General features: G+C 72.2%; 9 protein-coding genes and 1 pseudogene. 8 read left to right on the top strand and 2 right to left on the bottom strand.

All coding sequences use genetic code 11. From position 1 onward, the window contains the following. The first annotated feature begins 7 nt into the window (after positions 1 to 7). The 7 genes and pseudogenes from gatB (at position 8) to OG406_RS13065 (ending at position 9,236) form a co-directional block, all read left to right on the top strand. Positions 8 to 1,525: an Asp-tRNA(Asn)/Glu-tRNA(Gln) amidotransferase subunit GatB gene (gene gatB / locus OG406_RS13095; RefSeq protein ID WP_081219571.1), complete on the top strand. Its 1,518-nt coding sequence runs from the start codon at positions 8 to 10 to the stop codon at positions 1,523 to 1,525. A 265-nt stretch (positions 1,526 to 1,790) separates the two neighbouring features. Next, positions 1,791 to 4,063, top strand: a pseudogene (locus OG406_RS13090) (MMPL family transporter). Continuing rightward, positions 4,041 to 4,616, top strand: coding sequence for a GNAT family N-acetyltransferase (locus OG406_RS13085; protein ID WP_164369010.1), 576 nt, complete (start codon positions 4,041 to 4,043; stop codon positions 4,614 to 4,616). The pseudogene OG406_RS13090 and the gene OG406_RS13085 overlap by 23 nt, the downstream one beginning before the upstream one ends. A gap of 35 nt (positions 4,617 to 4,651) precedes the next feature. Continuing rightward, positions 4,652 to 5,248 (top strand): hypothetical protein, encoded by a 597-nt coding sequence (locus OG406_RS13080; protein WP_329185835.1) that lies wholly within the window; start codon positions 4,652 to 4,654, stop codon positions 5,246 to 5,248. Positions 5,249 to 5,422: 174 nt separating this feature from the next. Further along, positions 5,423 to 5,620, top strand: coding sequence for a hypothetical protein (locus OG406_RS13075; protein WP_164369008.1), 198 nt, complete (start codon positions 5,423 to 5,425; stop codon positions 5,618 to 5,620). 164 nt (positions 5,621 to 5,784) lie between these two features. Beyond that, entirely contained in the window at positions 5,785 to 8,844 is a 3,060-nt protein-coding gene (locus OG406_RS13070; RefSeq protein ID WP_329185834.1) for a helix-turn-helix transcriptional regulator, read from the top strand. A gap of 35 nt (positions 8,845 to 8,879) precedes the next feature. After that, a complete protein-coding gene (locus OG406_RS13065) occupies positions 8,880 to 9,236 on the top strand; it encodes a DUF6191 domain-containing protein (RefSeq protein ID WP_443067143.1) in 357 nt (118 codons plus the stop codon). A 53-nt stretch (positions 9,237 to 9,289) separates the two neighbouring features. Here the strand turns inward: OG406_RS13065 and OG406_RS13060 are convergent, their stop codons facing one another. Next, entirely contained in the window at positions 9,290 to 10,462 is a 1,173-nt protein-coding gene (locus OG406_RS13060; protein WP_329185832.1) for a PQQ-dependent sugar dehydrogenase, read from the bottom strand. Between the two features lie 104 nt (positions 10,463 to 10,566). Further along, positions 10,567 to 11,574, bottom strand: a complete 1,008-nt coding sequence (locus OG406_RS13055) for an aldo/keto reductase (protein WP_164369005.1) — start codon at positions 11,572 to 11,574, stop codon at positions 10,567 to 10,569. 76 nt (positions 11,575 to 11,650) lie between these two features. On the opposite strand from OG406_RS13055, the gene OG406_RS13050 reads away from it, so the two are divergent. Further along, a complete protein-coding gene (locus tag OG406_RS13050) occupies positions 11,651 to 12,592 on the top strand; it encodes a 2-hydroxyacid dehydrogenase (protein ID WP_329185830.1) in 942 nt (313 codons plus the stop codon). The last annotated feature ends 306 nt before the right edge of the window (positions 12,593 to 12,898 follow it).

The raw sequence follows: 12,898 nt of genomic DNA, 5'->3' as shown, positions 1-12,898 counted from the left end.
TTTCACCGTGACCACCACGACCGACGAGTTGGTGTCGTACGAGGACGCCCTGGCGACCTACGACCCCGTCATGGGCCTCGAAGTCCATGTCGAACTCGGCACCAAGACGAAGATGTTCTGCGGCTGTTCGACCGAGCTGGGCGCCGAGCCCAACGCGCAGACGTGCCCGACCTGCCTCGGCATGCCCGGCGCGCTGCCGGTCGTCAACGCGATCGGCGTCGAGTCCGCCATCAAGATCGGCCTCGCGCTGCACTGCGAGATCGCCGAGTGGTGCCGCTTCGCCCGGAAGAACTACTTCTATCCGGACATGCCGAAGAACTTCCAGACCTCCCAGTACGACGAGCCGATCGCCTTCAACGGCTATCTGGACGTCCAGCTGGAGGACGGCGAGGTCTTCCGCGTGCAGATCGAGCGCGCCCACATGGAGGAGGACACCGGCAAGTCGCTGCACGTCGGCGGTGCCACCGGCCGTATCCACGGCGCCTCGCACTCGCTGCTCGACTACAACCGCGCGGGCATCCCGCTCATCGAGATCGTCACCAAGCCGATCGAGGGCGCGGGCGAGCGTGCACCCGAGGTCGCCAAGGCCTACGTCGCCGAGCTGCGCGAGCTCATCAAGGCGCTCGGTGTGTCCGAGGCCCGGATGGAGCAGGGCCAGATGCGCTGCGACGTGAACCTCTCGCTGCGCCCGCACGGCCGCGAGAAGTTCGGCACGCGCTCCGAGACGAAGAACGTCAACTCCCTGCGTTCCGTGGAGCGTGCCGCCCGCTTCGAGATCCAGCGCCACGCCGCGGTGCTGAACTCCGGCGGCACGATCATCCAGGAGACCCGCCACTTCCACGAGGACACCGGGTCCACGACCTCGGGCCGCGTGAAGGAGGAGGCCGAGGACTACCGGTACTTCCCGGAGCCCGACCTCGTCCCCGTCGCCCCCTCCCGTGACTGGGTGGAGGAGCTGCGTGCCGGGCTGCCCGAGCAGCCGCTGGCCCGCCGCAACCGGCTGCGCGAGGAGTGGGGCGTCAACGCCCACGACATGCAGTCGATGCTCAACGCCGGTGCCATCGACCCGATCGTCGCGACGATCGAGGCCGGTGCCGACGCCGCGTCCGCCCGCAAGTGGTGGATGGGCGAGCTGGCGCGCAGCGCCAACGAGTCGGGCAAGGCGCTGGAGGATCTGCCGATCACCCCGGCGCAGGTCGCCCGGGTGACCGAGCTGGTCACGGCCGGCGATCTGAACGACAAGCTGGCCCGCCAGGTCATCGAGGGAGTCCTCGCCGGCGAGGGCACTCCGGACGAGGTCGTCGAGAAGCGCGGCCTGAAGGTCGTCTCGGACGAGGGCGCGCTGACCGCCGCCGTCGACGAGGCCATCGCCGGGAACCCGGGCATCGCCGACAAGATCCGCGGCGGCAAGGTCCAGGCCGTGGGCGCGCTCGTCGGCGCGGTCATGAAGGCGACCCGCGGCCAGGCCGACGCGGCCCGCGTCAAGGAGCTCATCCTGGAGAAGCTGGGCGTCGGCGAGAGCTGAGGTCACGGTTTTTTCCACGTCCCTGGGGGCGCATCGCTGTCGATGCGCCCCCAGCGGTCTGTCCGGGCCCGTTCCGGAACCGTCGTGACACGCGGGGGACGGGGGCGTTCACGCGAATGCCCTGTGACAGGGGTGCAGATCTGTGAGTAAGCCCACGAATGCGACAAAGGATCATTTCCGGCTGTAAGAGTGATGGCGCATGAGTCATGCGTTCTTTGCGGGCAGTTCCCGATAAAGATCCTCAAATCCCCCAGGGAGCTCGTTCGTGGCAGCCCTCGCACGTTGGTGTGTCCAGCACCGCCTCGTTGCCGTACTGCTCTGGCTGGTCGCCTTCGGCGGCGTGACCGCTGCCGCCGCCGTGACGGGCTCCTCGTACTCGAACGACTACGAGGCCCCGGGAACCGAATCCGGCCGCGCCACCCAGCTCCTCGGCGCGGGCTTCCCCGGCCTCGGCGGCGACAGCGACACGGTCGTCTGGCACACCGGCCACGGCGGCAGCGTGCGTTCCCCCGCCGTCGAGCAGTCCATGACCCGCACCCTGGACAAGATCGCCGAACTCCCCGGAGTCGCGTCCGTCGACAGCCCGTACGGCCGCGGCGGCGCCGACCGGATCAGCGACGACAACCGCACCGCGTACGCGAACATCACCTTCGCCGACCGCGTCGAGACCATCGACAAGGGCGAGGTCCGCGCCGTCGTCGACACCGCGAAGGAGGCCGGGACCGACGGACTCGACGTGGAACTGGGCGGCAGCGCCGTCGCCCTCACCCAGTCGTCCGGCGGGCACCTCGCCGAGATCGTCGGCGTGGTCGTCGCCGCCGTCGTCCTCTTCCTCGCCTTCGGCTCCCTCGCCGCCTCCATGCTGCCCATCGCCACCGCCCTGATCGGCGTGGGCACGGCGTACTTCGGGATCGTCCTCCTCGGACACGCCATGACCGTCGCCGACTTCGCCCCCATGCTCGGCATGCTGATCGGCCTCGGTGTCGGCATCGACTACGCGCTGTTCATCGTGACGCGACACCGGCGCGGCCTGAAACGCGGGCTGCCCGTGGCCGAGGCCGCGCGGAACGCCGTCGCCACCACGGGCCGCGCCGTCGTCTTCGCCGGCGCCACCGTCTGCATCGCCCTGCTCGGCATGCTCATCCTGCGGCTCGGCTTCCTCAACGGCGTCGCCATCGCCGCCTCCCTCACCGTCGTCCTCACCGTCGCGGCCTCCGTCACACTGCTGCCCGCGCTGCTCTCCTTCATCGGACCCCGCGCCCTGAGCCGCCGCGAACGGCGCCGCCTGGACGAACACGGACCGGAACCGGAGATGCCCACCGGGTTCGCCGCCCGCTGGTCCGCCTTCGTCGAACGGCACCCCAAGGTGCTCGGCGGCGTCGCCGTCGTCGTGATGGCCCTGCTCGCCCTGCCGACGTTCTCCCTCCACCTCGGAACGTCCGACCAGGGCAACGACCCGCGGACGACGACCACCCGGCAGGCCTACGACCTCATCGGCGAGGGCTTCGGACCCGGCGTGAACGGGCCCCTGACCCTCGTCACCAAGGTCGGCGGCGCCGAGGACCGCCTCGCGCTCGACAACCTGGACCTGTCGCTGCGGCTCACCCACGGCGTCGCCTCGGCGACCCCGGTCACCTACAACACCGCGGGCGACACCGCCTACCTCACCGTCGTGCCGTCCTCCGCCCCGCAGTCGAAGGACACCAGCGATCTCGTCGACCGGCTGCGCACCGAGGTCCTGCCCCGCGCGGAGGCCGGCACCTCCCTCGACCTGCACGTGGGCGGGGTGACGGCGAGCTACGACGACTTCGCCGACGTCATCGTCGGCAAGCTGCCGCTCTTCGTCGGCGTCGTGATCAGCCTCGGCTGCGTCCTGCTGCTCCTCGCGTTCCGCTCGATCGGCATCCCGCTCAAGGCGGCCGTGATGAACATCGCCGCGGTCGCCGCCGCCTTCGGGGTCGTCGTCGCGATCTTCCAGTGGGGCTGGGGGAGCGACCTGCTCGGCCTCGGCCGCGCGGGGCCGATCGAGCCCTTCCTCCCCGTGATCATGGTGTCGGTGCTCTTCGGGCTCTCGATGGACTACCAGGTGTTCCTGGTCAGCCGCATGTACGAGGAGTGGCTGGAGACCGGTGACAACCGGCGGGCGGTCCGGGTCGGGCTGGCCGAGACGAGCCGGGTGATCAACTCGGCGGCCGTCATCATGATCTCGGTGTTCCTCGCCTTCGTCCTCAGCGGCGACCGCGTCATCGCGATGTTCGGCATCGCCCTGGCCGCCGCCGTCGCCCTCGACGCGTTCGTCCTGCGGACGCTCCTGGTCCCCGCCCTCATGCACCTGCTGGGCGGCGCGAACTGGTGGCTGCCCGGCTGGCTCGACCGCCGGCTCCCGCGCGTCAGCATCGAGGCACCGGAGTGCCGTGCCGCGCATGAGAGGCTGGCCGAGGCGACGGACGCCGGTGTGGCGGACGTCCTGGACGCCGCCGACGCGGCGGACATGATGGTGAAGGAGCGGTAGCGGATGTACGCGATATCCCTGGGTGACGACGGGGCGCAACTGCGGCCCCTGGAGCCGTGGCACGCGGAGGAGTTCCTCGCGCACCTGGACCGCGGCCGCGAGTTCATCGGACAGTTCATCCCCTTCGGATCCCAGTCGACGGACGTGCCGTCCACACGGGCCCACCTCCAGCGGTACGCGGACATGCGCGCGGCGGACACCGGCTCCCTGCACGGTCTGTGGCTCGACGGCAAGCTCGTCGGCGGCGTGCTCTTCCTGAACTTCGACGCCGAGCAGGGCAACTGCGAGGTCGGCTGCTGGCTGGAACCCGCCGCCTCCGGGCGCGGTCTCGTCACCCGCGCGATGCGCGTGCTCATCGACTGGGCCGTCGAGGGCCGCGGGATCCACCGGATCGAGTGGGTCGCCGCCGCGGGCAACGTGCCGAGCCTGAACGTGGCCCGCCGCCTCGGCATGACGCAGGACGGCGTCCTGCGCGAGAAGCACCCCTACCGCGGAGTCCGGCACGACCTGGAGGTGTGGTCCGTGCTCGCGCCCGACTGGCGCGCCGCACGTGCGCACGAGGCGCACAAGGATCATTAAGGAACTTCTCAGACAGCGTCCGTACGGTGCGGTGCATGGGAACCAAGACAGTTGACGAAGCCGGGGCCGAGACCGGCGCCGAGGCGCAGCGCGACGAGCAGACCGTGGACGTCACCAAGAACGGCGCGACCACGGACGACGTGACCGGCACCGAGGCGGAGGGCGCCCGGGCCGAGGAGCAGGACGAGGCCGCCGCGGACCTCGTGGACGGCCACGACACCACCGCGGACGGGCAGGCGACCGGAGTCGGCCAGGGTGCCGCCGCCGTGGTGTCCGCCGGACTGGGCATCGTGTCGCTGACCGGCAGCTGGGTCTCCACCGTCGCCGCCGCCCGCGAGACGCTCGTCGGCCAGCTCCGGACCTCGCAGAGCGCGAGCGTCGCCCAGCAGGTCAAGGAGGTCTACGGCGACGCCTGGGCGACCACCGCGCTGATCGGCGGCCTCTTCGCGCTGGCCGCGCTGATCGTCGGCGTCGTCGTCCTCGTCCGCCCGGCGTTCGGCGCCCCCGGCAGGCCCCAGGCCCCCTGGATCAAGTCCGTCGCCTGGGCCGGTGTCTCGCTCGGCGTCGTCGGGCTGATCCTCGCCGTCGCCAAGTACTCCGACCTCCTTCTCGGACTGCCCTCCACCAGCTGAGAACCGACCACTCTGAGGGGCCTTAGGGCCGGCGCCGTACAACGAGCGCCGCCCTAAGGCCCTTCGCGTGCGCAAGATGCGGAACTCTCCCGATGTGGCGCACCCCCCTCGGAGACGAAGGTTGAGACATCGCAGACAGCGAGGCCGAGACCGACTCTTCACCAGGGGTACGAGATGTTCGAGTACGAGCTTCACCACATCCGGACCGCGGAACTGATCCGCGAGGCACAGAACCACCGGCTCGCCCAGGAGGCCCTCCGCGGCCGCCGGGCCGCCCGCCGCGCGGCCCGCCGCGAGTCCGTACAGCAGGACACGGAGGGGCGGGCCCATAGCCGCCGCCCCCGCCGGTATCCGTTCACCCGCGCCGCGTGAACGCCACGGCACCCGGCGCCGGCCGTACCGCGTACGACCGGCTGCCGGGTGGGCGGGAGGGCGGCCGTACAGGGGGCGGCCGCCCCCTGCCGGACACGACACGACCCACCGGGGCACCGACGGCCCACCGGATAACCGGTGCCGCGCCGGCGGTGCCCTGTGCGATGCTCGGGCCCGTGGAGACCAGGTCCGTGAGCCCCGTGTTCGTCGGACGCACCGCCGAACTGGGGGTGTTGAACGATGCACTCTCCCGTGCCGCCACGGGAGAGCCACAGGCGTTGCTGCTCGGCGGGGAGGCCGGCGTCGGCAAGACCCGCCTCCTGGAGGAGTTCTCCGTCGCCGCCGCCCGCGAGGCCGCCGTCGTCGCCTGCGGCGGCTGCGTCGAGATCGGCGCCGACGGCCTCCCCTTCGCCCCGTTCTCCACGGCGTTGCGCGCCCTGCGCCGCATCCTGCCCGACGAACTCGCCGCCGCGGCCGCCGGACAGGAGGAGGAACTCGCCCGCCTCCTGCCCGAACTCGCGGAAGCGACCCCCGGGCGGCGCTACGACGAAGAGGGCATGGCCCGCCTCTTCGAGCTCACCGCCCGCCTCCTGGAACGCGTCGCGGCGGACCGCACGGTCGTCGTCGTACTGGAGGACCTGCACTGGGCCGACGCCTCCACCCGCCACCTGCTCGCCTACCTGTTCCGCACCCTGCGCAGCGGCCGGCTCGTCGTGATCGCCACCTACCGCGCCGACGACATCCACCGCCGCCACCCGCTGCGCCCCCTGCTCGCCGAACTCGACCGCCTCCGCACGGTCCGACGTCTCGAACTGGGCCGCTTCAGCCGGGCCGAGGTCGGCCGTCAGATAGCCGGAATCCTCGCCCGCGAGCCCGACCCCGCCCAGGTCGACGAGATCTTCGCCCGCTCCGACGGCAACGCCTTCTTCGTCGAGGAACTCGCCGTCGCCGCCCACGAGGGCTGCCGCACCGGACTCACGGACTCCCTGCGCGACCTGCTCCTGGTCCGCGTCGAACGGCTCCCGGAGAGCGCCCAGCGGATCGCCCGGATCGTCGCCGAGGGCGGCTCCACCGTCGAGTACGCGCTGCTCGCCGCCGTCGCCGGGCTCGCCGAGGACGACCTCATCGAGGCCCTGCGGGCCTGCGTCGGCGCCAACATCCTGCTCGCCTCGCCCACCGGCGACGGCTACCGCTTCCGCCACTCCCTGGTCCGCGAGGCCGTCAGCGACGACCTGCTGCCCGGCGAGCGCTCCCGCTTCAACCGCCGCTACGCCGAGGCCCTGGAGGCCGACCCGGCGCTCGTCCCGGCCGACGAACGCGTCACCCGGCTGGCCAGCTACTGGTACCACGCCCACGACGCCGCCAAGGCGCTGCCCGCCGTCCTCGACGCCTCCGTCGAGGCCCGGCGCCGACACGCACACTCCGAGCAACTCCGGCTCCTGGAGCGGGCGATGGAGCTGTGGGAGGTCGCCCCCGACACCGTGCGCGCCGCCCTGCGGCCCGTCGACTACGTGGAGGCCTACCCGGCCTGCGGCTGCGACCCCGCGACGGCCCCGCTGAGCTACCTCGACCTGATGGCCGAGGCGGCCGTCGCCGGGCGGCTGTGCGGAGAGCGCGAGCGCGCCCTGAAGACGACCCGGCGCGCGCTGCACCTCCTGGAGAACACGGGCGATCCGCTGCGCGCCGCCTGGTTCTGGCTCCAGCGCTCCCGGCTCGTCCAGGCCCAGGTCCGCGGTGACGGCTGGGAGGAACTCGCCACCGCCCAGGAGCTGGTGCGCGGCCTGCCGCCCTCCGAGGTGCACGCCGAGGTGCTGTCCATGGTCGCCGCCTGGTGCATGCTCCACGAACCGGGCCACGGCGCTCTCTCCGCGGCCGAACGCGCCGTGGAGTACGCACGCATGGTGGGCGCCCGGGACGTCGAACTCAACGCCCGGCTCACCCTCGGCGGCCTCATGGTCGACTCGGGCGACGTCGAGGCCGGACTCGCCGCGATGTACCAGGTCAAGGAGGCGGCACACCAGCACGGCGCCGCCTACGTCGTCGGCCGGCTGCACATCAACCTGCCCTCCCACCTGGAGTCCGTCGGACGCTCCCGCGAGTCCGTGGCGATCCTGCGCGAGGGCGTCGAACTCGCCCGCGGCAACGGCCTGTTGGACACCCTCGCCTGGGTCTGGGGCAACCTGTCCGAGTCGCTGTACGCCCTCGGCCAGTGGGACGAGGCCGTCGAGGCCGCCCGGAACGCGCTCGGCGTGGGGCTCAGCGGCAAGGCCTCCGGGGTGGGCGCCGCCCGTCTCGCGCCCGTCGCCCTCGCCCGCGGCGACCTCGCCGAGGCGACCCGCCAACTGACCGCAGCCCGAAGCCACTTCGGAACCCACGATCCGATGCCCCAGCACTCCCTTCCACTGCTCGGCACCACCATCGGCATCGCCGCCGGCGAGGGCCGCCTCCTCGACGCCCGCACCGCCCTGGAACAGGCCCTGGACACGGGCTTCCCGCCCGGCACCCAGCGCTACGGCTGGCCGCTGCTGCTCGCCGCCGCCACCGCGGAGGCCGACGCCCGTGGCCTGCCCGTCGCCGCGCCGGGCCGCGCCCCGACCGTCGAGCGCATCCGCGTGGCCGCCAAGTCCCTGGCGGTGGGGGCGCCCGTCTGGCTCGTCCACGCCGAATGGGTCCGCGCCGAACTCGACCGCGCCGAGGGCATGAGCACCACTGACCAGTGGTCCGACGTGGTCACCGCCCTCGAACCCCTGGAGCGCCCCTACGACCTGGCGCGGGTCCGCCTCCGCCTCGCCGAGGCCCTGCTCGTCTCCGGCACGGACGACGACCGCGCCCGGGCCACGGAACTCCTCCGGCTGGCCCGCGCCGCGGCCGACCACCTCGGCGCCCGCCCGCTCACCGACGCCGTCGCCCTCCTCGCCCAGCGCGCCCGCCTCCCCCTGGAGCACGCCCCCGAGCGGCCGGCGGTGCCCGCGGACCCGGCGGCGGCCCTCGGGCTCACCGGCCGCGAGCGTGACGTACTCCGGCTCGTCGCCGCAGGCCGCACCAACCGCCAGATCGCCGAGGAACTCTTCATCTCCCCGAAGACGGCCAGCGTCCACGTCTCGAACATCCTGGCCAAGCTGGACGTCTCGGGACGCGGCGAGGCGGCGGCGCTGGCCCACCGGCTGCGGCTCTTCCCGCCGGAGCCCTCCGCGGTCCCGGCGGCGGACCGGGGTCTACGCTGAAAGGGATTCGGGCCGAGGGAGGCGCCGTGTTCAACATGTTCGAGGAACTCTTCGCACCGGGCCGCAAGCACACCAACGACGAACGCAAGCGGCTGGAACTGAGCCGCGTGGACCTGAACGACGGCGACCCGGGCCGAGGCCCGATAGACCTCACCTCGGGCAAGGTGGTCGTACGGGCACCGCGGCACGACGAGGACGCCGAGACGGACGCGGCCGACGCGAAGGACCCGGCAGCGGCCCAGGACCAGAAAGTCCCCGGCGCGAAGGATGCGACCCCGGACCAGGAAGCCGCGCTCGCGAAGGACGCGGCCCAGGACCAGAACACGGACCCGGACCCGGATCCGGACCGGGATGCCGCCCCGGAGAACCCCGGCCCCCCGCAGGCGTCGTAGCCCGCACGACCGTCTCGGCCCCGCCGCCCCCGCTCCCGCCGCAGGCTCCCCCGCTACTTCACCTCGATCTCGAGGAGCCGGTCGTCGCCCTTCCCCGGGCTGCCGCGGCCGTCGGTCTCGCTCGTCATCAGCCACAACTTGTCGCCGCCCGCGGAGACGACCGTGCGCAGCCGGCCGTACTTCCCCTGGAGGAAGGCCTCAGGGTCGGCGGATGTCTTCGTGCCGTTCAACGGGATGCGCCACAGCCGCTCGCCCTTGAGGCCGGCCATCCATATGGATCCCTCGGCATACGCGATCCCGCTCGGGGAGGCGTCGTCCGTGTGCCACTGGGCGACCGGGTTGTGGTACTTCGCGTCCTTGCCGATGCCCTCGACCACCGGCCAGCCGTAGTTGTCACCGGGCTTGATCTGGTTCAGCTCGTCCCAGGTGTCCTGGCCGAACTCGGAGGCCCACAAGCGCTGTTTGTCGTCCCAGGCGAGACCCTGGACATTGCGGTGGCCGTACGAGTAGACGACCGAGCCGGGGAACGGGTTGCCGGGTGCGGGCTCGCCGTCCGGGGTCATCCGCAGGATCTTGCCGCCGAGCGCCTTCTTGTCCTGCGCCTGGCCCCGGTCGCCCGTCTCGCCCGCACCCGCGTACAGCATCTTGTCCGGACCGAACGCGATCCGCCCGCCGTTGTGGATGATCCCCTTGGGGATGCCCTTGAAGATCGTGTCCGGTGCGCCGAGCTGCTCGCCGGCGGGCTTCTTCGCGTCGTACAGCATGCGGACGATGCGGTTGTCGGAGGCCGTGGTCACGTACGCGTAGATCATGTGGTCCGCGGCGTAGTCCGGGGAGAGCGCTATGCCCAGCAGGCCGCCCTCGCCGGCCGGCGCCACCCCGGGGACATCGCCCAGCACGGTCTTCCTGCCGGTCTTCTCGTCGATCCGGGTGATCGTCCCCTTGTCCCGCGAGGACACCAGCAGGCCGCCCTCCGACAGGGGCGCGAGACCCCAGGGACTGTCGAGATCCTCGGTGACGGTGCGGACGACCTTCACCGAGCCCTTGGCCGGCGGTGTCGGCTCGGCGGCGGCGCCGGAGGACGACGACGCGGGGGAGGGGCTGCTCCCGAGGCCGGGGAACGCGCCTCCGTCGTCCGAGCCGCCTCCGCCGCCGGAGGAACAGCCTGCCGTCACGAGAAAGGCGGCCGTGACCAACACGGCTGTCACTGCTCGACGTTGCACCATCTGTGTCCCTTCGACGCGGCGGTTCCACTGTTGATACACCGCTCGCGCTCCGCAGGTTCCCGATCACGGGCCGGCGAATCCGGACTCCGGCCCGCGGACGTGCCTCACTCCCAGGATCCCAGGGCCCCCGGCAGACCCGCCACCTCCGCCAGATCCTCCGCCGTCAGCCGCAGCCCCGCGGCCCCCGCGTTCTCGGTCACCCAGCGTTCCCGCTTGGCCCCCGGCACCGGAACCACGTGCGGCCCCTGCGCCAGCACCCAGGCCAGCGCCACCTGCGCGGGTGTCACCGGACGGCCCGGCTCCGAGTGCCGCCGGGCGATGCGCCGCAGACCGACCACGATGGGCTGGTTCGCGGCCATCATCTCGGCGGTGAAGCGGGGATGCCGGGCGCGTACGTCGTCCGGCTCGAAGCCCTCGCCGGGGGTCAGCGTCCCGGTCAGGAAGCCGTTGCCCAGCGGCATCGCGGCGAGAAGACCGACCCCGCGCGCCGCACACCACGGCAGCAGCGCGTCCAGCGCCTCCGCCGACCACACCGACAGCTCGGCCTGAACGGCGCTCACCGGGAACACCTGCTGCACCCGCTCCAGCTGCCGGATCGTTCCGTCGTGCAGCCGCGCACCCGAGCGCCGGCCGGACCGGGCCCCCAGCGCGCACAGCCCGAGCGAGCGCACCTTCCCCGCCGACACCAGCTCCGCCATCGCGCCCCAGGTCTCCTCGACCGGCACCTCCGGATCCGCCCGGTGCAACTGGTAGAGATCGATCACATCCGTCTGGAGCCGGCGCAGCGAGGCGTCGCACGCCCGCTTCACGTACCCGGGGCGGCCGTTGGCCACGATGTGCTGCTCGCCCACCAGCAGACCGACCTTGGTCGACAGGAAGGCCTCCGAACGGCGCTGCCGCAGCGCCCGTCCGAGGAGCAGCTCGTTGGTGAAGGGGCCGTACATGTCGGCCGTGTCGAGCAGCGTCGAGCCTCGGTCGAGCGCCGCGTGCACCGCGCGCAGCGACTCCTCGCCGCGTTGTCGCGAACCGGTGTAGGCCCAGCTCATCGGCATGCACCCGAGTCCGACCGCCCCGACATCGAGCGCCGCGGCCCCGATCGTTCTGCGCTCCACCTGGTCGTGATCCTCCCTGTGCCGGCACCCCAACCTAACCTCTGCGCGCACGGGCGCCTGGCATAGCCTCCTGACCATGACTTCCGATGTGTGGCTCCCGTTTCACGCCGACGAGATCGAGGGGCTCCCAGAAGGCCCCGCCTACCGCTTCTGGGACGGCGACCAGGACTTTCCCGCCGACCCGGCGGACTGCGCGTTCTACGTCGTCCCCTACATGAAGCCGCCCGCCGTGTCGCAGCGTCCGCTGCCGGCGATGACGTCGGTCCGGGCCGTGCAGACGCTCTCCGCCGGCGTCGACCACGTCCTGCCGAGCGTCAAGTCCCTGCGCCCCGGCGTGATGTTGTGCAACGCGCGCGGTGTCCACGAGGCGAGCACCGCGGAGTTGACCCTCACCCTCGTCCTCGCCTCGCTGCGCGGGATCCCCGACTTCGTCCGCGGGCAGGACGACGAGGATTGGCGTTCGGGCTTCCGGCCCTCGCTGGCCGACAAGTCCGTCCTCATCGTGGGGTACGGCTCGATCGGGTCCGCCATCGAGGACCGGCTCGCGCCGTTCGAGCTCGCGCGGGTGGCGCGCGTCGCGCGCTCCGCCCGCACCACGGAGCGCGGTCCCGTGCGCCCACTCACTGAACTTCCCTCGCTGCTCCCCGAATCCGACGTCGTCGTGCTGTCCACCCCGCTCACGGAGAGCACCCGAGGGCTGGTGGACGCCGAGTTCCTGTCCCGGATGAAGGACGGCGCCCTGCTGGTCAACGTGGCGCGTGGTCCCGTCGTCGACACCAAGGCGCTGCTCGCCGAACTGGAGAGCGGCCGCATCACCGCGGCCCTCGACGTGACCGACCCCGAACCGCTGCCGCCGGGCCATCCGCTGTGGCACGCGCCCGGCGTGCTCATCAGTCCCCATGTCGGCGGCCCCACCTCGGCGTTCTGGCCGCGCGCGAAGCGGCTGCTCGCGCAACAGCTGACGCTTTTCGTGAACCGGGAGCCGCTGCGGAACGTGGTTCTCACCACCGGCACCTGAGCACCGCTCCGTTCGTCCTCCGACCGCCTCGAACACCCTCCGCAGTTCCCCGAACGCGGGCAGTTCCGGCATAGTCCCTGGTCGTCACGGAGCGTAGAGGAACTATGTCCCTGAGTGACGAGACTGGTGTATCGTCCCGACAGGGGCTGCGCCGCGCACCGTTCGGCGCCGGGGACGGACATTGAGACTGCGAGGGGGGCGACGGGCGATGCACGGCCTATGGACCGACGATCCGACGCGGCGGGGCCGCCGCCGACGACCCTGGCGCGCGACCGCACGAGGACGCGGCCACGGCTGCCATCACCA

This window comes from Streptomyces sp. NBC_01428, assembly GCF_036231965.1.
Lineage (GTDB): Bacteria > Actinomycetota > Actinomycetes > Streptomycetales > Streptomycetaceae > Streptomyces.
Note: the sequence above shows the minus strand (reverse complement) of the source record. Positions and strands in the feature narration are given on the sequence as shown.

Coding starts and splice junctions, on each gene's coding strand:
- OG406_RS13075 (WP_164369008.1), top strand. CDS start 5,423: ATGTTCGAGTACGAGCTTCACCACATCCGGACCGCGGAACTGATCCGC.
- OG406_RS13060 (WP_329185832.1), bottom strand. CDS start 10,462: ATGGTGCAACGTCGAGCAGTGACAGCCGTGTTGGTCACGGCCGCCTTT.
- OG406_RS13070 (WP_329185834.1), top strand. CDS start 5,785: ATGCTCGGGCCCGTGGAGACCAGGTCCGTGAGCCCCGTGTTCGTCGGA.
- OG406_RS13085 (WP_164369010.1), top strand. CDS start 4,041: ATGTACGCGATATCCCTGGGTGACGACGGGGCGCAACTGCGGCCCCTG.
- OG406_RS13080 (WP_329185835.1), top strand. CDS start 4,652: ATGGGAACCAAGACAGTTGACGAAGCCGGGGCCGAGACCGGCGCCGAG.
- OG406_RS13065 (WP_443067143.1), top strand. CDS start 8,880: ATGTTCGAGGAACTCTTCGCACCGGGCCGCAAGCACACCAACGACGAA.
- OG406_RS13050 (WP_329185830.1), top strand. CDS start 11,651: ATGACTTCCGATGTGTGGCTCCCGTTTCACGCCGACGAGATCGAGGGG.